Annotated in this window: 21 protein-coding genes; 17 read left to right on the top strand and 4 right to left on the bottom strand. The window is 59.8% G+C overall.

All coding sequences use genetic code 11. The annotated features are described in order from the left end of the window. Window positions 1-87: 87 nt before the first annotated feature. The 6 genes from fadB to AC54XV_RS16890 all read left to right on the top strand — a co-directional run bounded on the left by fadB (window position 88) and on the right by AC54XV_RS16890 (window position 7,441). Window positions 88-2,253 carry a fatty acid oxidation complex subunit alpha FadB gene (fadB, locus tag AC54XV_RS16915; RefSeq protein WP_024661214.1) on the top strand — a complete coding sequence of 722 codons (2,166 nt, stop codon included), beginning with the start codon at window positions 88-90 and terminating at the stop codon, window positions 2,251-2,253. Between the two features lie 4 nt (window positions 2,254-2,257). Beyond that, window positions 2,258-3,433: an acetyl-CoA C-acyltransferase FadA gene (gene fadA / locus AC54XV_RS16910; protein ID WP_003417674.1), complete on the top strand. Its 1,176-nt coding sequence runs from the start codon at window positions 2,258-2,260 to the stop codon at window positions 3,431-3,433. Window positions 3,434-3,535: 102 nt separating this feature from the next. Further along, window positions 3,536-3,772 (top strand): DUF1653 domain-containing protein, encoded by a 237-nt coding sequence (locus AC54XV_RS16905; protein WP_003315802.1) that lies wholly within the window; start codon window positions 3,536-3,538, stop codon window positions 3,770-3,772. 113 nt (window positions 3,773-3,885) lie between these two features. Beyond that, window positions 3,886-6,498: a type I DNA topoisomerase gene (topA, locus tag AC54XV_RS16900; RefSeq protein WP_024641788.1), complete on the top strand. Its 2,613-nt coding sequence runs from the start codon at window positions 3,886-3,888 to the stop codon at window positions 6,496-6,498. Window positions 6,499-6,621: 123 nt separating this feature from the next. Continuing rightward, window positions 6,622-7,143: a DUF6586 family protein gene (locus AC54XV_RS16895; RefSeq protein WP_003403699.1), complete on the top strand. Its 522-nt coding sequence runs from the start codon at window positions 6,622-6,624 to the stop codon at window positions 7,141-7,143. Window positions 7,144-7,207: 64 nt separating this feature from the next. Beyond that, entirely contained in the window at window positions 7,208-7,441 is a 234-nt protein-coding gene (locus AC54XV_RS16890; protein ID WP_003315798.1) for a hypothetical protein, read from the top strand. A 14-nt stretch (window positions 7,442-7,455) separates the two neighbouring features. Here the strand turns inward: AC54XV_RS16890 and sulA are convergent, their stop codons facing one another. Then, window positions 7,456-7,926, bottom strand: coding sequence for an SOS-induced cell division inhibitor SulA (gene sulA / locus AC54XV_RS16885; RefSeq protein WP_003403697.1), 471 nt, complete (start codon window positions 7,924-7,926; stop codon window positions 7,456-7,458). A 9-nt stretch (window positions 7,927-7,935) separates the two neighbouring features. Continuing rightward, window positions 7,936-8,544, bottom strand: a complete 609-nt coding sequence (gene lexA / locus AC54XV_RS16880) for a transcriptional repressor LexA (RefSeq protein ID WP_003403693.1) — start codon at window positions 8,542-8,544, stop codon at window positions 7,936-7,938. A gap of 256 nt (window positions 8,545-8,800) precedes the next feature. On the opposite strand from lexA, the gene psrA reads away from it, so the two are divergent. The 3 genes from psrA (at window position 8,801) to AC54XV_RS16865 (ending at window position 11,403) form a co-directional block, all read left to right on the top strand. Continuing rightward, window positions 8,801-9,517: a transcriptional regulator PsrA gene (gene psrA, locus AC54XV_RS16875; RefSeq protein WP_003403692.1), complete on the top strand. Its 717-nt coding sequence runs from the start codon at window positions 8,801-8,803 to the stop codon at window positions 9,515-9,517. Between the two features lie 125 nt (window positions 9,518-9,642). After that, window positions 9,643-10,653 (top strand): beta-N-acetylhexosaminidase, encoded by a 1,011-nt coding sequence (gene nagZ, locus AC54XV_RS16870; protein WP_058398475.1) that lies wholly within the window; start codon window positions 9,643-9,645, stop codon window positions 10,651-10,653. A gap of 9 nt (window positions 10,654-10,662) precedes the next feature. After that, window positions 10,663-11,403, top strand: a complete 741-nt coding sequence (locus AC54XV_RS16865) for an S-methyl-5'-thioinosine phosphorylase (protein ID WP_011268329.1) — start codon at window positions 10,663-10,665, stop codon at window positions 11,401-11,403. 1 nt (window position 11,404) lies between these two features. Here AC54XV_RS16865 and AC54XV_RS16860 read toward each other — a convergent pair whose 3' ends face one another. Continuing rightward, window positions 11,405-11,944 (bottom strand): cytochrome b, encoded by a 540-nt coding sequence (locus tag AC54XV_RS16860; RefSeq protein ID WP_011268328.1) that lies wholly within the window; start codon window positions 11,942-11,944, stop codon window positions 11,405-11,407. A gap of 204 nt (window positions 11,945-12,148) precedes the next feature. Here AC54XV_RS16860 and AC54XV_RS16855 point away from each other — a divergent pair, with 204 nt between their 5' ends. Genes AC54XV_RS16855 through AC54XV_RS16845 form a run of 3 tightly spaced genes read left to right on the top strand, consistent with a single transcriptional unit; the run spans window position 12,149 to window position 15,176 of the window. After that, on the top strand, window positions 12,149-12,934 hold the full coding sequence (locus AC54XV_RS16855) for an endonuclease/exonuclease/phosphatase family protein (protein WP_496717104.1): 786 nt from the start codon (window positions 12,149-12,151) through the stop codon (window positions 12,932-12,934). Next, window positions 12,931-14,181 carry a cardiolipin synthase ClsB gene (gene clsB / locus AC54XV_RS16850; protein ID WP_003403681.1) on the top strand — a complete coding sequence of 417 codons (1,251 nt, stop codon included), beginning with the start codon at window positions 12,931-12,933 and terminating at the stop codon, window positions 14,179-14,181. Before AC54XV_RS16855 ends, clsB begins: the two co-directional genes overlap by 4 nt. Further along, a complete protein-coding gene (locus tag AC54XV_RS16845; protein WP_024650939.1) occupies window positions 14,178-15,176 on the top strand; it encodes a lysylphosphatidylglycerol synthase domain-containing protein in 999 nt (332 codons plus the stop codon). Before clsB ends, AC54XV_RS16845 begins: the two co-directional genes overlap by 4 nt. An 11-nt stretch (window positions 15,177-15,187) precedes the next feature. Here AC54XV_RS16845 and AC54XV_RS16840 read toward each other — a convergent pair whose 3' ends face one another. Then, window positions 15,188-16,096 carry a MurR/RpiR family transcriptional regulator gene (locus AC54XV_RS16840; protein ID WP_003391642.1) on the bottom strand — a complete coding sequence of 303 codons (909 nt, stop codon included), beginning with the start codon at window positions 16,094-16,096 and terminating at the stop codon, window positions 15,188-15,190. A gap of 283 nt (window positions 16,097-16,379) precedes the next feature. On the opposite strand from AC54XV_RS16840, the gene AC54XV_RS16835 reads away from it, so the two are divergent. From AC54XV_RS16835 to AC54XV_RS16815, 5 genes are all read left to right on the top strand, one after another. Then, window positions 16,380-18,317 carry a bifunctional 5-dehydro-2-deoxygluconokinase/5-dehydro-2-deoxyphosphogluconate aldolase gene (locus tag AC54XV_RS16835; RefSeq protein ID WP_496717103.1) on the top strand — a complete coding sequence of 646 codons (1,938 nt, stop codon included), beginning with the start codon at window positions 16,380-16,382 and terminating at the stop codon, window positions 18,315-18,317. Window positions 18,318-18,378: 61 nt separating this feature from the next. Next, window positions 18,379-19,284 (top strand): myo-inosose-2 dehydratase, encoded by a 906-nt coding sequence (gene iolE / locus AC54XV_RS16830; RefSeq protein ID WP_496717102.1) that lies wholly within the window; start codon window positions 18,379-18,381, stop codon window positions 19,282-19,284. 13 nt (window positions 19,285-19,297) lie between these two features. Beyond that, on the top strand, window positions 19,298-20,107 hold the full coding sequence (gene iolB / locus AC54XV_RS16825; RefSeq protein ID WP_060400925.1) for a 5-deoxy-glucuronate isomerase: 810 nt from the start codon (window positions 19,298-19,300) through the stop codon (window positions 20,105-20,107). Between the two features lie 28 nt (window positions 20,108-20,135). Then, a complete protein-coding gene (locus AC54XV_RS16820) occupies window positions 20,136-21,638 on the top strand; it encodes a CoA-acylating methylmalonate-semialdehyde dehydrogenase (protein WP_024650940.1) in 1,503 nt (500 codons plus the stop codon). A gap of 35 nt (window positions 21,639-21,673) precedes the next feature. Further along, window positions 21,674-22,504, top strand: coding sequence for a TIM barrel protein (locus AC54XV_RS16815; protein ID WP_024641782.1), 831 nt, complete (start codon window positions 21,674-21,676; stop codon window positions 22,502-22,504). Window positions 22,505-22,523: the final 19 nt, after the last annotated feature.

Here is a 22,523-nt window from a genome sequence, read left to right as displayed (position 1 = left end):
CGTGTTCATCGACGGCGACGTCGTAGCCCCGTCGGACATTGAGGTCCGGCGGGTATTGTTCAGCTTCCATATTGTGGAGATCAGTTGATGATTTACGAAGGTAAAGCCATCACGGTTAAGGCTCTTGAAAGTGGCATCGTCGAATTGAATTTCGACCTCAAGGGTGAGTCCGTCAACAAGTTCAACCGTCTCACCCTCAATGAGTTCCGTCAGGCAGTCGATGCGGTCAAGGCCGACGCATCGGTCAAGGGCGTGATTGTCACCAGTGGCAAAGATTCATTCATTGTCGGCGCCGATATCACCGAATTCGTCGACAACTTCAAGTTGCCGGAAGCTGAGCTGGTCGCCGGCAATCTGGAAGCCAACAGGATTTTCAGTGATTTCGAAGACCTGAACGTGCCGACTGTCGTGGCAATCAACGGTATCGCGTTGGGCGGCGGTCTGGAAATGTGCCTGGCCGCAGACTATCGAGTCATCGCCAGCAGCGCTCGCGTCGGTCTGCCCGAGGTCAAGCTGGGCCTGTACCCGGGTTTCGGCGGCACCGTGCGTCTGCCACGCATCATCGGTGCCGACAACGCGATCGAGTGGATTGCCTCGGGCAAGGAAAACGCCGCGGAAGACGCTCTCAAGGTGGGTGCCGTGGACGCAGTGGTAGCGCCCGACAAGCTGCAGGCCGCCGCCCTTGATTTGATCCAGCGCGCCATTTCCGGCGAGTTCGATTACAAGGCCAAGCGTCAGCCGAAGCTGGACAAGCTCAAGCTCAATGCCATCGAACAGATGATGGCATTCGAAACCGCCAAGGGCTTCGTCGCCGGTCAGGCCGGCCCGAACTATCCGGCCCCGGTCGAAGCTATCAAGACTATCCAGAAGGCCGCCAATTTCGGTCGTGACAAGGCGCTGGAGATCGAAGCCGCCGGTTTCGTGAAAATGGCCAAGACTGCTGCTGCGCAGAGTCTGATTGGCCTGTTCCTGAACGACCAGGAACTGAAAAAGAAAGCCAAGGGCTACGACAAGATTGCCAAGGACGTGAAGCAGGCGGCCGTGTTGGGCGCCGGGATCATGGGCGGCGGCATTGCCTACCAGTCGGCAGTCAAAGGCACGCCGATCCTGATGAAGGATATCCGCGAAGAAGCCATTCAACTGGGTCTGAACGAAGCGTCCAAACTGCTGGGTGGTCGCCTGGAGAAAGGTCGTCTGACCGCAGCGAAGATGGCCGAAGCGCTTAACGCCATTCGTCCTACGCTGTCCTACGGCGATTTCGGCAATGTCGATCTGGTCGTGGAAGCAGTCGTCGAGAACCCCAAGGTCAAGCAGGCGGTACTGGCCGAAGTCGAAGCCAACGTGGGTGAAAACACCATTCTGGCGTCCAACACCTCGACCATCTCGATCAGCCTGCTGGCCCAGGCCCTCAAGCGCCCGGAAAATTTCGTCGGCATGCACTTCTTCAACCCGGTGCACATGATGCCGCTGGTGGAAGTGATCCGTGGCGAGAAATCCAGTGAAGAAGCGGTCGCCACGACCGTTGCCTACGCCAAGAAAATGGGCAAGAACCCGATCGTGGTCAACGACTGCCCGGGCTTTCTGGTCAACCGTGTGCTGTTCCCGTATTTCGGTGGTTTCGCCAGACTGGTCAGTGCAGGCGTGGATTTTGTGCGCATCGACAAGGTCATGGAGAAATTCGGCTGGCCGATGGGCCCTGCCTACCTGATGGACGTGGTCGGTATCGACACAGGCCACCACGGTCGTGACGTCATGGCCGAAGGTTTCCCTGATCGTATGAAAGATGATCGTCGCTCTGCGATCGACGCTCTGTACGACGCCAAGCGCCTCGGGCAGAAGAACGGCAAGGGTTTCTACGCGTACGAGACCGACAAGAAGGGCAAGCCCAAGAAGGTCAATGACCCGGCAGTGCTGGACGTGCTCAAGCCGATTGTCTACGAGCAGCGCGAAGTCAGCGATGAAGACATCGTCAACTGGATGATGATCCCGCTGTGCCTGGAAACGGTCCGCTGCCTGGAAGACGGCATTGTCGAAACCGCTGCCGAGGCTGACATGGGCCTGATCTACGGTATCGGTTTCCCTCCGTTCCGTGGCGGCGCGCTGCGCTACATCGATTCCATCGGTGTTGCCGAATTCGTTGCCCTGGCTGACCAATACGCCGAACTGGGTGCCCTGTATCAACCGACCGCGAAGCTGCGTGAGATGGCCGCCAAAGGCCAGAGCTTCTTCGGTCAAGCGTGTTCCGAGGAATGAACCAATGAGCCTTAATCCAAGAGACGTCGTGATTGTCGACTTCGGTCGCACCCCGATGGGCCGCTCCAAGGGCGGCATGCACCGCAACACCCGCGCTGAAGATATGTCCGCGCACCTGATCAGCAAATTGCTCGAGCGCAACAACAAGGTCGACCCGGCTGAAGTCGAAGACGTGATCTGGGGCTGCGTCAACCAGACCCTGGAGCAGGGCTGGAACATCGCGCGCATGGCGTCATTGCTGACCCAGATCCCGCACACCTCGGCCGCCCAGACGGTAAGCCGTCTTTGTGGTTCGTCCATGAGCGCGCTGCACACGGCTGCTCAGGCAATCATGACCAACAACGGTGATGTGTTCGTTATCGGCGGTGTCGAGCACATGGGCCATGTCAGCATGATGCACGGCGTTGACCCGAACCCGCACATGTCCCTGCACGCTGCCAAGGCCTCCGGCATGATGGGCCTGACCGCCGAAATGCTCGGGAAAATGCACGGCATCACCCGCGAGCAGCAGGACGCGTTCGGTCTGCGTTCCCACCAGCTGGCGCACAAGGCGACGCTGGAAGGCAAGTTCAAGGACGAAATCATCCCCATGCAGGGCTATGACGAGAACGGTTTCCTCAAGGTCTTCGACTACGATGAAACCATCCGTCCGGACACCACCCTGGAAAGTCTGGCGGCACTCAAGCCTGCCTTCAATCCAAAAGGTGGCACCGTGACTGCCGGTACGTCCTCGCAGATCACTGATGGTGCGTCGTGCATGATCGTCATGTCGGCCCAGCGTGCCCAGGACCTCGGTATCCAGCCGCTGGCGGTGATCCGTTCGATGGCAGTGGCCGGTGTCGACCCCGCAATCATGGGCTATGGTCCGGTTCCGGCCACCCAGAAAGCGCTCAAGCGCGCCGGTCTGAGTATTGCCGATATCGACTTCTTCGAGCTCAACGAAGCCTTCGCTGCACAGGCCTTGCCGGTGTTGAAAGATTTGAAAGTGCTCGACAAGATGAACGAGAAGGTTAACCTGCACGGCGGCGCCATCGCTCTGGGGCATCCTTTCGGGTGTTCCGGTGCACGCATCTCCGGCACTTTGCTCAATGTCATGAAGCAAAATGGCGGCACCTTCGGTGTGTCGACCATGTGTATTGGTCTGGGTCAGGGCATCGCGACCGTTTTCGAACGCGTCTGATTCCCGAGTGTGATGCGAGCCGGGGCTTGGTGCCCCGGCTTTTGTTTTTTGAAAAAATGGTTTCAGGCAAATTTTTTGGACGTGTTACAAGGGGACCGCGACATGCAACTGCAACCAGGGCTCTATCGCCATTACAAGGGCCCGCACTACCGGGTTTTCAGCGTTGCAAAACATTCCGAAACCGAAGAGGAAGTCGTGTTTTATCAGGCTTTGTACGGCGATTTCGGCATGTGGGTACGTCCCTTGAGCATGTTTCTGGAGTCGGTCGAGGTTGACGGCGAGCACGTCCCGCGCTTTGCTCTGGTTGAGGCTGAACCCAGCCTGTTTTCCCGAACGTGAGAGGCGATTGCACAACAGGCTGTGCTTGACCTCACCTTGTAGCCACTATATATAGCGTGGCCTTTACAAGCTCCTCACTGTCTTTCATCTAGTATTCAGGAATTTTCTGATCCATGGGCAAATCGCTGGTCATCGTGGAATCCCCGGCTAAGGCCAAGACCATCAACAAGTATTTGGGCAACCAGTACGTGGTGAAGTCGAGTATCGGCCATATCCGAGACCTGCCCACCAGCGGTTCGGCGAGTGCCGCCAAAGATCCTGCCGCCAAGCGTGGCAAGGCTGCTGCGGGCGAAGGCCCGGTACTGACGCCGAAAGAAAAGGCGCAACGCCAGTTGGTCTCGCGCATGGGAGTCGATCCGGAACACGGCTGGAAAGCCAAGTACGAGATCCTTCCCGGCAAGGAAAAGGTCATCGAAGAGCTGCGCAAGCTCGCCAAGGATGCCGACATCATCTATCTCGCGACGGACTTGGACCGCGAAGGGGAAGCCATTGCCTGGCACCTGCGCGAAGCCATCGGTGGGGATGACAGCCGTTACAAGCGCGTGGTGTTCAACGAAATCACCAAGAAAGCCATTCAGGAAGCGTTCTCCAAGCCAGGCGAACTGGATATTGCCCGGGTCAACGCCCAGCAGGCGCGTCGCTTCCTCGACCGCGTCGTTGGCTACATGGTCTCGCCACTGCTCTGGCAGAAGGTCGCCCGCGGCTTGTCCGCCGGACGTGTGCAGTCGGTCGCAGTAAAACTGGTGGTCGAACGCGAACGTGAAATCCGTGCGTTCAACCCTGAGGAATACTGGGAGATCCACGCCGATCTGGGCACCGCCAAGGGCGCCAATGTGCGTTTCGAAGTGGCGCGTGAAAACGGCGAAGCGTTCAAGCCGCTGAATGAAACCCAGGCCATGGCTGCCCTTGAAAAGCTCAAGGCGTCCAGCTACAGCATCGTCAAGCGTGAAGACAAGCCGACCAGCAGCAAGCCATCGGCGCCGTTCATCACCTCGACCCTGCAGCAGGCGGCGAGCAATCGTCTGGGCTTCGGCGTGAAGAAGACCATGATGATGGCTCAGCGCTTGTACGAAGCGGGCTACATCACTTACATGCGTACCGACTCGACCAACCTGTCGGCTGATGCCGTCAGCATGGCGCGTGACTACATCGAAACCGAATTCGGCAAGAAGTACCTGCCGGAGTCGCCTAACGTCTACAGCAGCAAGGAAGGCGCGCAAGAAGCGCACGAAGCGATTCGTCCTTCCGACGTCAACACTCACCCGAGCAAACTGACCGGGATGGAGCGTGACGCCGAGCGTCTTTACGAGTTGATCTGGCGCCAGTTCGTGGCCTGCCAGATGCTGCCTGCGCAATACCTGTCGACCACCGTCACGGTCGCCGCGAGCGATTTCGAGCTGCGCGCCAAGGGCCGCATCCTCAAGTTCGACGGTTACACCCGTGCACTGCCGCAGATGGCCAAGCCGGGCGATGACGATGTTCTGCCGGACATGGCGCAGGGCGAAACGCTGAAACTGAACAAGCTCGACCCAAGCCAGCACTTCACCAAGCCGCCTGCGCGTTACTCGGAAGCGAGCCTGGTCAAGGAGATGGAAAAGCGTGGCATCGGCCGCCCGTCGACCTACGCTGCGATCATCTCGACCATTCAGGACCGTGGCTACGTGGCGTTGCATAACCGCCGCTTCTACTCGGAAAAGATGGGCGACATCGTCACTGGGCGACTGTCCGAAAGCTTTTCCAACCTGATGGACTATGGCTTTACCGCCGGGATGGAAGAGAACCTCGACGACGTGGCGCAGGGTGAGCGTGACTGGAAGAACGTGCTGGACGAGTTCTACGGCGATTTCCGTAAAAAACTCGAGGTGGCCGAGGCCGCTGATGGCGGCATGCGCGCCAACCAGCCGGTGATGACGGATATCCCGTGCAAGGTGTGCGGTCGTCCAATGCAGATCCGTACTGCCTCGACGGGCGTTTTCCTGGGTTGCTCCGGCTACAGCCTGCCACCCAAGGAACGCTGCAAGGCGACCGTCAATCTGACCCCCGGCGACGAAATTGCCGACGATGATGAGGGTGAGTCCGAGTCGCGGGTTCTGCGCGGCAAGCATCGCTGCCCGATCTGCAGCACGGCGATGGACGCCTACCTGCTGGACGAGAAGCACAAGCTGCATATCTGCGGCAACAACCCTGATTGCACCGGTTACGAGATCGAGGAAGGCACTTATCGCATCAAAGGCTATGAAGGTCCGAGCCTGGAATGTGACAAGTGCGGCAGCGAGATGCAGCTCAAGACCGGCCGTTTCGGCAAGTTTTTCGGCTGCACCAATCCGGACTGCAAGAACACCCGTAAACTGCTGAAAAGCGGCGACGCGGCGCCGCCGAAGATGGACCCGGTGAAAATGCCGGAGCTCAAGTGCGACAAGGTTGACGATACTTACATCCTGCGTGACGGGGCTTCGGGTCTGTTCCTGGCCGCCAGCCAGTTCCCGAAGAATCGCGAAACCCGCGCGCCGCTGGTCATCGAAATCGCCCCGCACAAGGACGAAATCGATCCTAAGTATCACTTCCTTTGCGAAGCGCCGAAGAAGGATCCGGACGGTCGTCCAGCCGTGATCCGCTACAGTCGCAAGACCAAAGAGCAATACGTCCAGACCGAAGTAGAAGGCAAGCCTACCGGCTGGCGTGCGTTCTACGACGGCAGCGCCTGGAAGGTTGAAGACAAGCGTTGATCGCAAATGCCCGGCTCAAGGGAGTCGGGCGCTGTTTTCGACAGGCATCCGCCTGTTTCGCCGGACTGTCCAGGCGTCACAGGCTATGCTGTTTTCTATCCCATCGTTGTGGAGAGTGTCGCCATGGCTCATGAGCTCTATACCCGTACCAACCAGAAAATCTATTTCGCAGGGCTCTCGCTCGAAGCGTTGGGCAGGGCGGAGAAGGGGCAGGCGGTGAACTCTCCTGCGTTGTTGCAGGCAGAGCGTGAGTCCGCGCTGTTTCATCTGTATGGTGCGCTGCTGGGCCTGTGCCACGAGATCGCTGGCTACTACCGTTTGCCGCAGGCCGGCGCGCGTCGTGCGGAAGAATTGTTGACGCAGGAAGTGCTGAACGCCATCGCCATTCCCGAAATGGCCGAGCTGTTAGAACTCGCCCAGAATCGCCAGACATGGCTTGCGCAACTAATGGCGGCCTACAACGCATTGTATGAGCCACCGCGTGCGCCGAAAAAGCTCAAGGGTGATGTCACGCAGCCGATGATACAGGCAGTGAACCTGGACGCCGAGCCGGAGTCTGAACTCTCACGTGAAGAGCTCGAAAATTGGCGTCAACAACTCAAAGGGTTGGCCATCCGTTTTCGTGAAGGCCTGAGCGAGTGCTGAAAACCAATGAAGTAAGGGCTGGCAGGCTGTTACAATGCCGGCTTATCGCGGAGTAACTGTACCAATGCCTACCTCTTTCCTGGAAATTGTCGAACTGCCTGACGGACGTATCGAGCTGCGTCGTGCCGATGACGAGGGTTCTCTGGTAACGCTTGATTTCTCTGCGGATGCCAAAGCGTTCATGCAAGGTCAGCATGTCGAAGTCGCCAAAGCCATGTTGAGTGTGGGTGTGCAGATGGCAGGCCGCCTGGCTGAAGGCGAAATCGAAAAGGACGATGTACCCCACGTTCTGCACTGATCGACGACCGGGCCTCAGCCCAGCCGGATGTTCAGGCTCTGTGCTTCCCCGATTTTTGCTGCACTGATCAATTGCTGACGCGCTATGGCGCCCAGCGGGTTGATCCAGCTCACCACCGTATGACTACGGCCCAGTCGAAGTGCTTCGCGCGTCAGCTCTAGTACGCTTTGTATGCCGCGTGGCTGCAGCAGCAGAATCCGCTCCCTGTTGAGTCCCGCGTCGCGCAGCCATGTCTGCGTCAGGCTGGATGGCGGTGCGATCAGTGTCAGCCAGCGCGCATCCAGTTCCTCGCTCAGCTCCCGAAGGATGGGTGCCAGCAGGTTGAGGCAGTTCCCGGCGGCGCCGCGCAATGACAGCTCACTGAAGGGCTCTGGCTCATCGCCCCAAGGCGTTTCGACTGCATTTGTGAGCAGCGGGGCGATGGGCTGGGCCAGAAACGCCTCGAACAGCGGCAATTGCGAATGCGGTGCTTGATGGAACTGCATAACGTCTCCTTAGCGGCGAATGACGCCGACGCTCAAACCTTCGATCACCAGTTCCTGATCCTTGAGATCGACCTCGATGGGTGCGAAATCAGGATTTTCCGCCAGCAGCCAGACCTTGCTGCCTTCACGCTTGAAACGCTTGACGGTCACTTCATCGCCTATCCGGGCAACCACGATCTGGCCGTTGCGAGCCTCACGCGTGGTGTGCACGGCGAGCAGATCACCGTCCAGAATGCCGACGTCCTTCATGCTCATGCCATGAACGCGCAACAGGTAGTTGGCGCTGGGGTGGAAGAAGGAAGGGTTGATGTTGCAGGACTCTTCGATGTGTTGCTGCGCCAGGATCGGTGCACCTGCTGCAACGCGGCCGATGACGGGCAGGCTGCTGTCGTCCTGCCGCGCTTCGAAACCGGGGATGCGAATGCCGCGTGAAGCACCCGGAGTCATTTCGATAGCGCCTTTGCGGGCCAGGGCCTTGAGGTGCTCTTCCGCCGCGTTGGGCGATTTGAAGCCCAGCTCCTGAGCGATTTCCGCACGTGTCGGCGGGAACCCGTTGTCTTCCAGGCAGCGTTTGATGAAACCCAGGATTTCAGCCTGGCGTGGCGTCAGTTTGATCATGAGGGGCGCTCTGGCTTTTTATACAGTGACTGGGATTATATACAGTGAAGGCGCGTTGGCAATCATCCATTTCATTTTCGCCGCCAGGCGGTGTTCAACCCGGGCGGAGCCTCTGGTCAAAAACCTCGGCAATGCCTGTCTTTTGTCATTTAACATCCTTTACCGTGACTGTTCGGCCACAAAATGAACGGTCCGGCTTGACAATCGAGGCGTTTGATACGTATGTTTCAAACGTTCGTTTGTTAGGCAGAGAGCCATGGCCCAGTCGGAAACCGTTGAACGCATTCTTGATGCTGCAGAGCAGTTGTTCGCAGAGAAAGGCTTTGCCGAAACGTCCTTGCGTCTTATCACCAGCAAGGCGTCGGTCAATCTGGCTGCGGTGAATTATCACTTCGGCTCGAAGAAGGCGTTGATTCAGGCCGTGTTCTCGCGTTTTCTGGGACCGTTCTGCATCAGTCTCGATCGCGAACTGGAGCGCCGCCAGGCGAAACCCGAACACAAGCCAAGCCTTGAGGAACTGCTGGAGATTCTCGTCGAGCAGGCGCTTGTGGTGCAGCCGCGCAGCGGTAACGACCTGTCGATCTTCATGCGCCTGCTGGGGCTTGCCTTCAGTCAGAGCCAGGGCCACCTGCGGCGCTACCTCGAAGACATGTATGGCAAGGTGTTCCGTCGCTACATGACGCTGGTCAACGAAGCCGCGCCGCGCATTCCGCCCATCGAGCTGTTCTGGCGCGTGCACTTCATGCTCGGCGCTGCGGCGTTCAGCATGTCCGGGATCAAGGCCCTGCGCGCCATTGCCGAGACCGATTTCGGCGTCAATACCTCCATCGAGCAGGTCATGCGCCTGATGGTGCCTTTTCTGGCCGCCGGCATGCGCGCCGACACCGGCGTCAGCGATCCTGCGATGATCGCCGCCCAGCTCAGGCCGCGGACCAAGAGCAGCACCAGCACACCTGCGGTCGCCAAGGCCTGAAGCCTCTGCCTTGAATCAACCTCTGCCCTGAATCAGGCTGCACCGGCGTGTCGCATTGCGTCGGGCTTCAGGATCAAGCACCATGCCCGGATTGTGAACGAGCACTGGTGTGTAAGGGTTTTTCTATGAGTTCTGGCCTGCAAGGCTCCCTGATGGTCGATGTCGCCGGCACCTGGCTGACCAGCGAAGACCGTCAGTTTTTGCGTCAGCCCGAAGTGGGCGGTTTGATCATCTTTGCCCGAAACATCGAGCATCCCCGTCAGGTTCGTGAATTGAGCGCCGCGATTCGTGCCGTGCGCCCGGACCTGCTGCTCGCTGTCGATCAGGAGGGCGGCAGGGTACAGCGCCTGCGTGAGGGCTTCGTACGCCTGCCGCCGATGCGCGCCATCGCCGACAAGCCTGACGCCGAGCATCTGGCTGAGCATTGTGGCTGGCTGATGGCGACCGAAGTGCTGGCGGTCGGACTGGACCTGAGCTTCGCCCCGGTGCTGGACCTCGACTACCAGCGCAGCGCTGTGGTCGGCACGCGTTCGTTCGAAGGCGATCCGCAGCGCGCGGCGTTGCTGGCAGGGGCGTTCATTCGTGGGATGAACGCCGCCGGCATGGCTGCCACCGGCAAGCATTTTCCCGGTCACGGCTGGGCTGAAGCCGATTCTCATGTGGCTATCCCGAATGACGAGCGCAGCCTGGAAGAGATCCGCGCCAGCGATCTGGTGCCGTTTGCACGCCTGAGTCAGCAGCTGGCTGCAGTGATGCCGGCGCATGTCATCTACCCGAAAGTCGATTCGCAGCCCGCTGGCTTTTCAAGGCACTGGCTGCAGGACATTCTGCGCGACGAACTGCAATTTGACGGTGTTATTTTCAGTGACGACCTGTCGATGGCCGGCGCTCATGTCGTCGGGGATGCGGCCAGCCGTATCGAGGCAGCGCTGACAGCCGGATGCGACATGGGCCTGGTGTGCAACGACCGCGCGGCCGCAGAGCTTGCGCTGGGCGCTGCGCAGCGCCTGAAGGTCAAGCCTTCGCCACGTATCGCCCGTATGCGCGGTCAGGCGTCGGCCAGTACCGACTATCGGCAACACCCGCGCTGGCAGGCCGCGCTCCAGGCTCTGCGCGCTGCTCAACTGATCGATTAAGGATTTGCGATGACTGTTTACGCGATTATTGGCGGTACTGGCCTGACCCAGCTCGAAGGCCTGAACATTCGGCAATCCCTGCCGATGAACACGCCTTATGGCGCACCTTCCGGCGAAATCCAGATCGGCGACTATGCCGGTCGCGAAGTGATGTTTCTGGCGCGCCACGGCCACCCGCACCGCTTGCCGCCGCATCAGGTCAACTACCGGGCCAATATCTGGGCGCTCAAGCAGGCCGGTGCCGAAGCGATTCTTGCGGTCAACGCAGTTGGTGGCATTCATCCGGCCATGGGCACCGGGCATTTCTGTGTGCCGCATGATCTGGTCGACTACACCAGCGGTCGCCAGCACACATTTTTTGCCGATGACCTGGAAGAGGTCACGCACATCGACTTCAGTTATCCGTACAGCGAGCCACTGCGTGCCCGGCTGATTGCGGCGCTGGCTACTGAAGGATGCGCGTTCTCTGATCGGGGCGTTTATGCCTGTACCCAGGGACCGCGTCTGGAGACCGTTGCCGAAATCATTCGCCTGGAGCGTGATGGTTGCGACATCGTCGGCATGACTGGCATGCCCGAAGCCGCGCTGGCGCGTGAGCTGGAGCTTGAATACGCCTGCCTGGCGCTGGTGGTCAATCCGGCAGCGGGCAAGTCGACCACCGTCATTACCATGGCGGAAATCGAACAGGCCTTGCGCGACGGAATGGGCAAGGTGAAAGCCACTCTTGCCCGGGTTCTGTCAGCGTCCTGAATTACAGCATGCGCTTGAGGGTATTGTCCTTGCGCACCAGATGGTGCCAGAGCGCAGCGATCACATGCAGACCGATGACATAGTAGAAGATCGAGCCCAGCAACTTGTGCAGGTCTTCGAACGTCTCGGCCAGGTGGTCCGAGGTGGCCAGCGGCCAAGGAATCTGCAGGTCGGTGAGGGGGATGGGCAGCGCGCCTTTTTCCACCATCACCGTCAGCAGTCCCAGTAAAGGCTGGGCAAGCAGAAACGCATACAGCGCGTAATGGGTCAGGGTCGCGACAATGCGCAACGCCCCCTCAAGTGGCGGTGTGATGCCGGGCGGACGATGGCGTCGACGCTCGGCGACACGGAAAAACGCCATGATCAGAATCAGAATGCCGACCCAGTAGTGACTCTGCACAACCAGCAAGCGGTATTCAGAGCCCTTGCCGAACTGAGTGCGGCTCAGAATCAGGGTGTAGGCCAGCACGATCAGAATGGCCATGACCCAGTGCAGCCATCTGGCCCGGGCGGTGTAGCGTTGAGAAGTCGATACATCCACGGTTTGATTCCTTGTCTCTTTTTTTTGCAGGTCTGGTAGACAGCTTAGGCTGTCGATCGGGCGCCTGCGTTTCATGTTGGCCTGAGTTTTTCGCGTGCATCTCCGGCCATTGAATATGGCAAATACACAGCACGTGAGAGACGCGACGGAACCTGTGCCCACGGGTGGCTTCATATGCCGTGAATATTCACCCGGGAGCAAGTCTTGACCAGTGCCAATCCGCCTGTCGGCCCAGCAACACCTGTGTCCGCCAGTGTTTCATTGAATGTACTGACCATGAACATGCACATGGGCTTTGGCATTTTCAATCGCCGCTTCATTCTGCCGGAGTTGCGTGAAGCTGTGCGCACTGTATCGGCCGATATTGTGTTTCTTCAGGAAGTGCACGGCGAACAGCAGAGCCACGCGCGCAGGGTCAAGGACTGGCCGACGATTTCGCAGTACGAGTTTCTGGCCGACAGCATGTGGAATGATTTTGCCTACGGCCGCAATGCGGTGTATCCGGATGGCGATCATGGCAACGCGTTGCTGTCCAAATACCCGATCATCCAGCATGAAAACCTCGACATTTCCATTCATGGCACCGAGCAGCGCGGGTTGTTGCACTGCATTCTCGACGTGCCACATGCGGGCCGGGTACATGCGATCTGTGTGCATCTGGGGTTGCGTGAAAGCCATCGGCGTCAACAGCTCAAACTGCTTAACGAGCTGATGGCACGTATTCCCGAGGGCGAGCCGGTGATCGTTGCCGGTGACTTCAATGACTGGCGCCAGCGCGCCGATGCGTCGCTGCAGGGCAGTGGGCTGCATGAGGTTTTCGTCGAGCGCTTCGGGGCGCCAGCCAAAAGCTTTCCGGCCCGTTGGCCCTTGCTCTGCCTGGACCGGATCTATGTCCGCAATGCGACCTCGCACCGGCCGAAAGTGTTGTCCAGCCGACCGTGGTCGCACCTTTCCGATCATGCACCGCTGGCGGTGGAGTTGATCTTATGAGCAATACGACAGGGCAGTGGCGCGACGGCAACTCGGTAGAGTTGCTGATCAATGGCGAGGATTTCTACGCCCGCGTATTCGAATGCATACGTGCCGCGCGCAAAGAAGTGCTGATCGAGACCTTCATCATTTTTGAAGACCGGATCGGCGAGAGCCTGCAACAGGCGTTGCTCGAAGCCGCCGCGAATGGCGCGAAGGTGGTCGTCACGGTGGATGACTATGGCACCTCGGACCTGAGTTCGACGTTTGTCAAAACCATGATCGACGCCGGTATCCAGATTCAGCTGTTCGATCCGCGCCCGCGGTTCATGGGCATGCGCACCAATCTGTTTCGCCGTCTGCACCGTAAGGTGGTGGTGATCGATGGCGAACTGGGCTTTATCGGCGGCATCAACTACAGCGTTGATCATATGACCGACACCGGTCTGACGGCCAAACAGGACTACGCCGTTCTGGTGCGCGGGCCGATTGTTGGCGACATTCACCACAGCGCGTTGAATATGCTCAGCAAGGTCGTTCGTGACAAATTGCCGCCCATTGCACTCAAGCTGGACCGCGCCGGTGACGCCAGCATGCTGCTCGCCGAGCGCGACAATGACGAGCACAGCACCGATATCGAAGAGCAGTACCTGGAGGCGATTCGCGCTGCTAAGCAACGCATCACCCTGGCCAATGCGTATTTTTACCCCAGCTACCGCTTTCTGCGTGAGCTGCGCAACGCCTCACGGCGGGGCGTCAAGGTCACCCTGATCCTGCAAGGCCAGCCCGACATGCCGTTCGTGCGGGTCTGCTCGCGACTGACCTACACCTACCTGCTGCGCGATGGCGTGGCCATTCACGAATACAAGCAACGTGCATTGCACGGCAAGGTCGCGCTGATCGACCAGGACTGGTCCACCGTGGGCTCCAGCAATCTCGACCCGCTGAGCCTGGCGCTGAACCTGGAAGCCAACCTGTTCATTCGTGATCGCACCCTCAATGAGCATCTGCAAAATCATCTGATGGAGCTTGCCGCGGCGCACAGCAAACAGATGAGCCTCAAGGGGGCGGCGCGTGGCCAGTGGTGGCGTGCGCCGATGATCGTCTTGAGTTTCTTTTTCCTGCGCCGTTTCCCGGCCATTGCCGGTTTGTTCCCGGTTCACGGTGTGCGCCTCAAGCCTTTGCGTGCCGGTGATGTAGTGCCCGAAGCGAAAGTGATCGAACAGCAGCAGAACAACCATCCGATGGATCAGGAGAAAACCCTATGACCCAAGCCACGCAGGCAGCGCCGCACAGTGCGCAGGGAACCAGGTGGAAGTGGGCAAAGCGGGCGTTCAATCTGTTTTTCTTCATCGCCGTCCCGGTTCTGCTGTTTATGTTGGTCAAGAAGCTTGACTGGCAAGAAGTGAAACAGGCGTTGGCCTCCTACAAGGCCAGCACTCTGGCTATCGCGGCGGTGGTGGCCTTTGCCAGCTACGCGACCTACTGCGGCTTTGACGTGTTGGCGCGTTATTACACCCGGCACACATTGGCGATCAAGCAGATCGTGCCGGTAACGTTTGTCTGCTACGCGTTCAACCTCAATCTCAGTTCCTGGGTGGGCGGCATTGCCTTGCGTTACCGCTTGTATTCGCGACTGGGGCTGGACGTTTCGACCATCACGCGCATTCTCAGCCTAAGCCTGATCACCAACTGGCTGGGCTATATGCTGCTGGCCGGTTTTGTGTTTTCGATGCGCTTTCTGGAGTTGCCTGAGGAGTGGTCGATCGGCACCACAACCCTGCAACTGATCGGCTTCGGACTGTTGGCGGTGTGTTTTGCCTATCTGTTGGCCTGCCGGTTTTCGAAGAAACGCTCATGGACCATCCGTGATCAGGAATTCAATCTGCCGTCGATGAAGCAGGCCCTGATGCAGGCCAGTCTGGGCGCACTGAACTGGTCGTTGATGGCGGCGGTGATTTACACCCTGCTGCCGGACAAGGCGTTTTATCCGGCGATTCTCGGTGTGTTACTGATCAGCAGCATCGCCGGAGTGATCACTCATATTCCAGCGGGCCTCGGCGTGCTCGAGACAGTGTTCATCACCTTGCTGGCGCACCAGTTCTCCAAGGGCAGCCTGCTCGCAGCGTTGATCGGCTACCGCGCGATCTACTTCCTGCTGCCGCTGCTGCTGGCACTGGTGGTGTATCTGGTGCTGGAAAAACGCGCGAAGAAGATGGGCGAGAAGAACCAGCAGCGCATGGGCGAGGAAGCCAAGTCCTGAGGGCTCGGCCCTCAATCATCAAAGCCGACCTGCTCGTGTATTTCGTCGACCTTGAGTTCCAGGCGATAGGCCACGGCGATGAACAGTGCCTGGCACAGGCATAGCGTGGCGCTCAGCGAGCGGAAGGCGAACGAGCTGCCCTCGTTGACCAGCAACACCGAGTTGGCGCGCTTGGCCAGCGGCGACAGGTTGCTGTCGGTGATGATCAGCGTCTTGGCCTGATGATGCTGGGCAATGCGCAGGCAGTGCTGGGTCTCCTTGCCATAGGGCGTGAAGCTGATGGCAATCACCAGGTCATTGGCGCGCACACTGCGCATTTGCTCGCGATAGCTGCCACCCAGGCCAGAGATCAGGTGAATGCGCTTGTTGGTGTGTTGCAGGTTGTAGACCAGATAATCAGCCACCGCGAACGAGCGGCGCACGCCCACCACATAGATGTTGTCGGCGTTGACCACCAGGTCCACGGCTTTTTCGAATTCATCGTCATCCAGTTCGACACTCAGGCGTTCCAGGCCAGAGAGGGTGGCGCTGACGCATTCGCGTGCCAGATCGCCTGCGTTGGCTTTCTGTGACTTGTTGGCGATCAGGCTGCGGATACGCTGCTGGTAGTTCTGCACCGGCGTGGTCTTGTGCGTATAAGCCTCGCGAAATAACGCCTGCATCTCGCTGAAACCGCTGAAGCCGAAGCGCTGGGAAAATCGCACGATGGCCGAAGGGTGGACTTCGCACTCGCGGGCGATGTCGCTGATCCGGTCAACCATGATCCGGTCGCTCTGCTGGCTCATATAGCTGGCGATCCGCTTGAGCTGACGTGGCAGTCCCTCGTATTCATCAGTGATCAGTCGCAACAAGCCTTCGGCACTGTTCGGCGGCATGTCGACGCTCGTCCCGGGCAAAGTGGGCTGATCGGTGCTGGTCATATTCACATCCTATCTGCTTGTTCTTTTTCAGGGCAACTTCGTGCACAGCACGACCGTTGTGGGTCTGACGGTGGAGGCTGCCTTGGGGCAGGAGCGACGACTATATCCTACCCGCCTGTGCAGCGTGCCAGCACTTGAGTGGCGGTATGGAAAAAATATTCCAATAAAAATAATTATAGAAAAAATATTGATTGATGCGCGCTTACGTTTTACGCTGCATTCACAAAGCAGCGTGTACACATGATGCAGGCGCTGCAGGCTGATAAAAATAACAGGAGCCACCATGGGCCAGACACGCTTTGCCACTGGGCGTCAGTTGGATCTGATTTGCCTCGGACGCCTGGGCGTCGACCTTTATGCACAACAAGTGGGCGCGCGGCTGGAAGACGTTTCCAGTTTCGCCAAGTACCTGGGCGGCTCGTCGGCCAATATCGCCTTCGGCACCGCCAGGCTCGGGCTCAGGTCGGCCATGCTGAGCAGGGTCGGCGATGATCATATGGGCCGCTTTCTGGTCGAATCCCTGGCCCGCGAAGGCTGTGATGTCAGTGCGATCAAGCGCGACCCCGAGCGCCTGACGGCGATGGTGCTGCTGGGGCTGAAGGATCGTGAAACCTTCCCCTTGGTGTTCTACCGTGAAAACTGCGCTGACATGGCCCTGCGCGCCGAGGATATCGACGAACAGCAGATTGCATCCAGCAAGGCGCTGTTGATCACCGGCACGCATTTCTCCACTGATCAGGTGTTCAAGGCCAGCAGCCAGGCGCTCGACTATGCCGAGAAGCATGACGTCAAACGCGTGCTGGATATCGACTACCGCCCGGTGCTCTGGGGGCTGGCAGGCAAGGCCGACGGCGAGACCCGGTTCGTTGCCGATCAGAAGGTCAGCCAGCATGTGCAGCGCATCCTGCCGCGTTTCGACCTGATCGTCGGCACTGAAGAGGAATTTCAGATTGCCGGCGGTTCGACCGATTTGCTCGCTGCCCTGCGCAAGGTGCGTGAACTGACGGCCGCAACGCTGGTGGTCAAGCTCGGCCCGCAAGGCTGCACGGTGATTCACGGGGCCATTCCTGCGCGGCTGGAAGAGGGCGCCATCTACCCCGGCGTGCAGGTCGAAGTGCTCAACGTGCTCGGTGCGGGCGATGCGTTCATGTCCGGTTTTCTCAGCGGCTGGCTCAAGGAGGCCAGCGACGAACGCTGCTGCCAGCTGGCCAATGCCTGTGGCGGGCTGGTGGTGTCGCGGCACGCCTGTGCGCCCGCCATGCCGACCCCGGCCGAACTCGATTACCTGTTCAACAGCCCTGAACCCATTACTCGCCCTGATCAGGATGTCGCCCTGCAACGGCTGCATCAGGTCAGCGTGCCGCGCAAGCAGTGGCGACAGTTGTTCATCTTCGCCTTCGATCATCGCGGCCAGTTGGTCGAACTGGCGCAACAGGCCGGGCGTGATCTTCGCAGCATCAGCCAGCTCAAGCAGCTGTTCGTGCAGGCGGTCGAGCGGGTCGAAGCCGACCTGCGCAAGCGCGGCATCGAAGCCGATGTCGGTCTGCTTGCCGACCAGCGCTTCGGTCAGGATTCACTCAACGCGGCGACCGGTCGCGGCTGGTGGGTAGCGCGTCCGGTGGAAGTGCAGGGTTCAAGGCCGCTGGCCTTCGAGCACGGTCGCTCCATCGGCAGCAATCTGCTCGCCTGGCCGCAAGAGCAGATCATCAAGTGCCTGGTGCAATATCACCCCGATGACGAGCCGATGTTGCGCCTGGAGCAGGAAGCGCAGATCAAGGCGCTCTACGACGCTTCGAAAGTCAGCGGCCATGAGTTGCTGCTGGAAATCATCCCGCCCAAGGATCACCCGTCGCCTCACCCGGACGTGATGCTTCGCTCGCTGAAGCGCTTGTACAACCTGGGCATCTACCCGGCGTGGTGGAAGATCGAGGCGCAGAGCGCGCAGGTCTGGCAGCAACTGGACGAACTGATCCAGCAACGCGATCCGTATTGCCGCGGCGTGGTGCTGCTCGGGCTCAATGCGCCTGTCGAAGAGCTCGGCGCCGGCTTTGCCGAAGCACGCCACAGCCGCGTCTGCCAGGGCTTTGCCGTCGGCCGGACAATATTCCGTGAGCCAAGCCGGGCCTGGATGGCCGGCGAAATAGACGATGCGACACTGATCAGTCGGGTGCAGAGCACCTTCAACTGGTTGATCGAGTCCTGGCGTGAAAGCCGCGCCTGATCGGTTCCGGGTTTCGACGTCACGACAACAACGTCGCGATAACAACAAAAAAGGTGCAGCCATGCCCGTTTCGACTTCCACACCCAGGATCCGCATCGGCATCAATCCGATCTCCTGGAGCAACGATGATTTGCCGGCCCTTGGCGGAGAAACCCCGCTGAGCACGGCGCTGAGCGAAGGCAAAGCCATTGGCTATGAAGGCTTCGAGCTCAACGGCAAGTTTCCGAAAGATGCCAAGGGCGTCGGCGATGTGTTGCGGCCCCATGATCTGGCGCTGGTGTCCGGCTGGTACTCCAGCCGCCTGGCGCGGCGTTCGGTGGCCGAGGAGATCGAAGCCATCACTGCGCATGTGCAACTGCTCGCCGAAAATGGCGCTTCGGTGCTGGTGTATGGCGAAGTGGCCGACTCGATTCAGGGGCAGCGTATTCCGCTGGTCGAACGACCGCGTTTTCACACCGATGCCGCCTGGCATGAATACGCCGAAAAACTGACCGAGCTGGCGCGTTTTACCCTGTCTCGAGGCGTGCGCCTGGCGTATCACCATCACATGGGCGCTTATGTCGAGTCGCCGCAGGATATCGACCGGCTGATGGCGCTGACCGGTGAGGAAGTCGGCCTGCTGTTCGATTCCGGGCATTGCTACATGGGCGGTGGCGAACCTCTTCAGGTGTTGAGCAAGCACATCCAGCGTATCTGTCATGTGCATTTCAAGGACGTGCGCAAGCCGGTGGTGCAACTGGCGCGCAACAATCTGTGGAGCTTTCCCGACTGCATCATCAACGGCACCTTCACGGTGCCGGGCGATGGCGACATCGACTTCTCGGCGCTGCTCAAGGTGTTGCTGCAGGCCGATTACCGCGGCTGGCTGGTGGTCGAGGCCGAACAGGACCCAGCGGTAGCGCCGAGCTATGTGTACGCCAAAAAGGGCTATGACACGTTGCGCCAACTGCTGGCCGATGCACGATAAGGAGGACTGAAACATGAATCTGCTGACCAAGAGCAAATCCACTGGCCGCGACGTCGTAGCGCTGGCCCCCGGTTCGCTGGAATACGTGAACTTCGCCGCCTACCGCCTGGAGTCCGGAGAAAGCCTGCCGCTGAGCGCAGAAGAAAACGAGCTGTGTGTGGTCCTGCTGACCGGGCACGCCAGCGTCAGTGGTGAAGCGCCGGGGCAGGGCGCTTTCAACTGGGAAAACATCGGCGACCGGCAATCGGTGTTTGAAGAAAAATCGCCATTCGCGGTCTACCTGCCGCCGCATAGCCAGGCGCAGTTTGTCGCGCGGGGCGCGGTGCAGCTTGCCGTATGCACGGCGCCGGGCGATGCCGGCAAACATTTTCCGGCACGCTTGATCATGCCGGGCAGCATGAAGCGCAGCGTACGCGGCAAGGGCGCCAATACCCGTTATGTGTGCGACATATTGCCGGACAGCGAAGCGGCGCATTCGCTGCTGGTGGTCGAGGTGCGTACACCTTCCGGGCATTCCTCCAGTTACCCGCCGCACAAGCATGACCGGGACAACCTGCCGCACGAGAGCTTCCTCGAAGAAACCTACTACCACCAGGTCAACCCGCCGCAGGGCTTCGTTTTTCAGCGGGTCTACACCGACGACCGCAGCATCGATCAGGCCATGGCCGTGGAAAACAATGACCTGGTGACCGTGCCCAAGGGCTACCACCCGGTCTCCGTCCCCTATGGCTATGAATCCTGGTACCTGAATGTAATGGCCGGCCCGACGCGCGCCTGGCAGTTCCACAACGATCCGCAGCACAGTTGGCTGCTGGATCTCTGATTTCCCATTTTTGTTCTGGAGGCATGAGATGAACGAGTCACCGGTGATCGGCCACTACATCAACGGACACCTGAACAATGGCGAGGGTGAGCGTTACAGCGAGGTCTTCAACCCGGCGATCGGCACGGTCCAGGCGCGCGTTGCGCTGGCCAGCGTGAAGACCGTGGATGAAGCGGTTGCGGCGGCCAAAGCTGCGTTTCCGGCCTGGGCCGAGCAGTCCTCGTTGCGCCGGGCGCGGGTGATGTTCAAGTTCAAGGAGCTGCTGGACCAGCACCACGATGAACTGGCGCAGATCATTTGCCGCGAGCACGGCAAGGTGTTGTCCGACGCACGCGGCGAGGTGGTGCGCGGTATCGAGATCGTCGAATTTGCCTGCGGTGCGCCCAGCCTGTTGAAGAGCGATTTCAGCGACAACATCGGCGGCGGTATCGATAACTGGAACCTGCGTCAGCCACTGGGCGTCTGCGCCGGGGTCACGCCGTTCAACTTTCCGGTCATGGTGCCCTTGTGGATGATTCCCATGGCGCTGGTGACCGGCAACTGCTTCATCCTCAAACCCTCGGAACGCGATCCGTCGGCCAGCCTGCTGATGGCGCGCCTGCTCAAGGAAGCCGGCCTGCCCGATGGCGTCTTCAATGTGGTGCAGGGCGACAAGGTGGCGGTCGATGCGTTGCTGCAGCACCCTGACATCGAGGCCATTTCCTTCGTCGGCTCGACCCCGATCGCTGAATACATCCATCAGCAAGGCACGGCCCACGGCAAGCGCGTGCAGGCGCTGGGTGGGGCCAAGAACCATATGATCGTGATGCCCGACGCTGATCTGGATCAGGCCGCCGACGCCTTGATCGGGGCGGCCTATGGCTCGGCAGGGGAGCGCTGCATGGCGATTTCGATTGCCGTGGTGGTCGGCGATGTCGGCCAGCGCCTCGTCGACAAGCTGCTACCGCGCATCGACCAGCTCAAGGTCGGCAACGGCATGCAGGCCGATTCGGACATGGGACCGCTGGTCACCGCCGTGCACAAGGCCAAGGTCGAGGGTTTCATCGATCAGGGCGTCAAAGAGGGCGCCAGGCTGCTCGTTGATGGTCGCAACTTCAAGGTGCCGGGTGCCGAGCAGGGCTTTTTCGTTGGCGCGACGCTGTTCGACCACGTCACGCCGCAGATGCAGATCTACAAGGAGGAAATCTTCGGCCCGGTGCTGGGCATTGTGCACGTTGCGGATTTTGCCAGTGCCGTGGCGCTGATCAATGCCCACGAGTTCGGCAATGGCGTGTCGTGCTTCACCAGCGATGGCGGCGTGGCGCGTGCATTCGCTCGCAGCATCAAGGTCGGCATGGTCGGCATCAACGTGCCGATCCCGGTGCCCATGGCCTGGCATTCGTTTGGTGGCTGGAAGCGTTCGCTGTTCGGTGATCATCACGCCTACGGCGAAGAAGGCCTGCGTTTTTACAGCCGCTACAAAAGCGTCATGCAGCGCTGGCCGGACAGCATCGCCAAAGGGCCCGAGTTCAGTATGCCGACCGCCAAATAGTCTTCATCAATGGAATGTTGCGGAGAACAAAAACAATGAACCAACCTCTGCGTTTTGCCCTTAATCGAATGGTTGCGCCGCGCCTGTCTCTGGAAAGTTTCGTCGACCTGGCGGTGAAGCTGGGGGCCGATGCCATCGAGATTCGTAACGACCTCAAGGGCGTCGAGATCGAAAACGGCACTGCCCCCGGGGTCGTTCGTGATCTTTGTGCTGCCAGGGGGGTACAGGTGCTGTCCATCAACGCGCTGTACCCGTTCGATGTCTGGAATGAAGAGCGCGCTGCCCAGGCGACGAAGCTGGCGCAGTACGCCCGCGATTGTGGTGCGCGCGGTCTGGTGCTGTGCCCGCTCAATGACCGCGCCGACCCGCGCAACGGCGCGCAGCGCGCCTCGGGGCTGCGTACCGCATTGACCGCATTGGCCCCCATCCTTCGCGAGCACGGAATTCTCGGCTTGGTCGAACCCCTCGGCTTTGAGGAGTGCTCGCTGAGACTCAAGCGTCAAGCGGTGGATGCGATCAAAGCTGTGGGCGGGCTGGATGTCTACCGGCTGGTTCACGACACCTTTCATCACCATCTGGCCGGCGAGGTCGAGCTGTTCCCGGAGCTGACCGGGCTGGTGCATATCTCCGGCGTCGAGGATGCACAGGCGCCGCTGAACAGCATTCGTGATGGTCATCGCGTGCTGGTCGGCGAAGGCGACATTCTGGGCAATGCGTCGCAGATCGAGCGCTTGCTGGACAGTGGCTATCAGGGGCATCTGTCGTTCGAGCCGTTTGCCGAAAGCGTTCATGCGCTGGACGATATCCCTCAGGCAATAGCGGCAAGCATGACGCATTTGTCACGAGCCGTTTCGCAGCGCCACTGACTTCAGCCTTCAGTCCACC

This window comes from Pseudomonas fragariae (ex Marin et al. 2024) (assembly GCF_059621105.1).
This window is presented reverse-complemented; position numbering and strand designations above follow the sequence as displayed.